The organism is Alteromonas sp. P256, assembly GCF_036864455.1.
GTDB lineage: Bacteria > Pseudomonadota > Gammaproteobacteria > Enterobacterales > Alteromonadaceae > Alteromonas.
On sequence record NZ_JAZETM010000026.1, the window covers coordinates 1 to 1544 of the forward strand.

Genomic DNA, 1544 nt, shown 5'->3' on the forward strand with positions numbered 1-1544 from the left:
GAAATTCGGAGTGTTCACCATGCTTACCCCAAGGTCCCCACAACAATACGAGTTTGAAACCGTATATATCAATGAACTGGTGCCAGAAGACCACTTGGTTCGTTTGATTGATATGGCGATAGATTTTGAGTTTATCCGCGATGAAGTGGCTCACCTTTATTGTCAGAATAATGGTCGCCCTTCGGTTGACCCTGTACGCTTCTTCAAAATTTTATTCCTTGGCTATTTGTTTGGTATCAGTAGTGAGCGTCGCCTCATTAAAGAGATACAGGTAAATGTGGCATATCGCTGGTTCTTAGGCATGGGATTGACGGAAGGTGTCATTCACCATTCGACGCTGAGTCAAAACCGCATAAAACGCTTCAAAGACAGCGATATCTATCAGGTTATCTTCGACAACATTGTACGCCAGGCCATGAAACAAGGACTCATTGGCGGTAAGAGTTTGTTTGCCGATAGCACGCACTTAAAAGCGAACGCCAACAAGAAACGCTTCGACATAAAAGACCTGAAGGTGACACCGTCAGCTTATATGGAGCAGCTAAACGAAGCGGTAACCAAAGACAGGGAGATAGAGGGAAAAAAGCCCCTGAAGTGTAAGGAAGACAAGCCTTGCACGAAACCTACGAAAGTCAGCCGCACTGACCCTGATAGTGGTTTTATGGTTCGCGATGAGAAGCCCAAGGGCTTCTTCTACCTCGACCATCGCATCGTAGATGGACGTCACGGTATCATCGTTGATACACACGCTACGCCAGGAAATGTTCACGATAGCCAACCTATTATTGCGCGTATCGATAGAGCCCGAGACACCTTCAAACTCAACCATATTGCCGTTGGTCTAGACGCGGGCTACTTCACCGCCGCGGTGTGTCATCACCTCGAAGAGCGTCAACTGATTGGTGTAATGGGGTATCGTCGCCCTACGAAAAAGAAAGGCTACTTCGCTAAGCGCGAGTATGTATACGACACAGAATCTGATACGTACACTTGCCCCCAAGGCCAGATTATTGCTTACAACACCACTAATCGCGAAGGCTACCGACAGTACCATTCTGATGCAAAGCAATGCATAAACTGCCCCGTTCGCACGCAATGCACAAACAGTAAGAATCATACCAAAGTCATTACTCGCCATGTCTGGCAAAAGAGTATTGAGAACGCAAATGAAGTTAGGTTAAGTGAATGGGGTAAGAAGCGATATCGAAGGCGAGCTGAAACGGTAGAACGAAGCTTCGCTGACGCAAAGCAACATCATGGACATCGATACTGCCGCTATCGCGGACTAAGTAAGGTCTCGATGCAGTGTCTGCTCGCCGCTGCATGCCAAAACATGAAGAAAATGGCCTTAGCCAAGGCTGCATAAGCCTAAATACACTCAAATCTCGTTCGAAAACCAGTTAATCCAGTAAATAACTCGCTTATTGCCCTCTAAGAACTCAACACTCAAACAAATACGCCTTATAAAAAATATCGCGATCGCAGCCTTCGGCTGCTCAAAAAAATAAACCCCTCGGAAAAAAGAGGGGTTTATCATCAATCTG

The 1544-nt window shown here is 46.3% G+C and carries 1 protein-coding gene; it reads left to right on the top strand.

Annotated features, from left to right (window positions below; all coding sequences use genetic code 11):
• Window positions 1-19: 19 nt before the first annotated feature.
• The gene (locus V7R39_RS17670; protein WP_334032270.1) at window positions 20-1366 is read left to right on the top strand and encodes an IS1182 family transposase; all 1347 of its coding nucleotides are present in this window, start codon (window positions 20-22) and stop codon (window positions 1364-1366) included.
• The last annotated feature ends 178 nt before the right edge of the window (window positions 1367-1544 follow it).

What these genes read in the sequence shown, in the direction of transcription:
- V7R39_RS17670 (WP_334032270.1), top strand. Translation starts at nt 20, where the DNA reads ATGCTTACCCCAAGGTCCCCACAACAATACGAGTTTGAAACCGTATAT.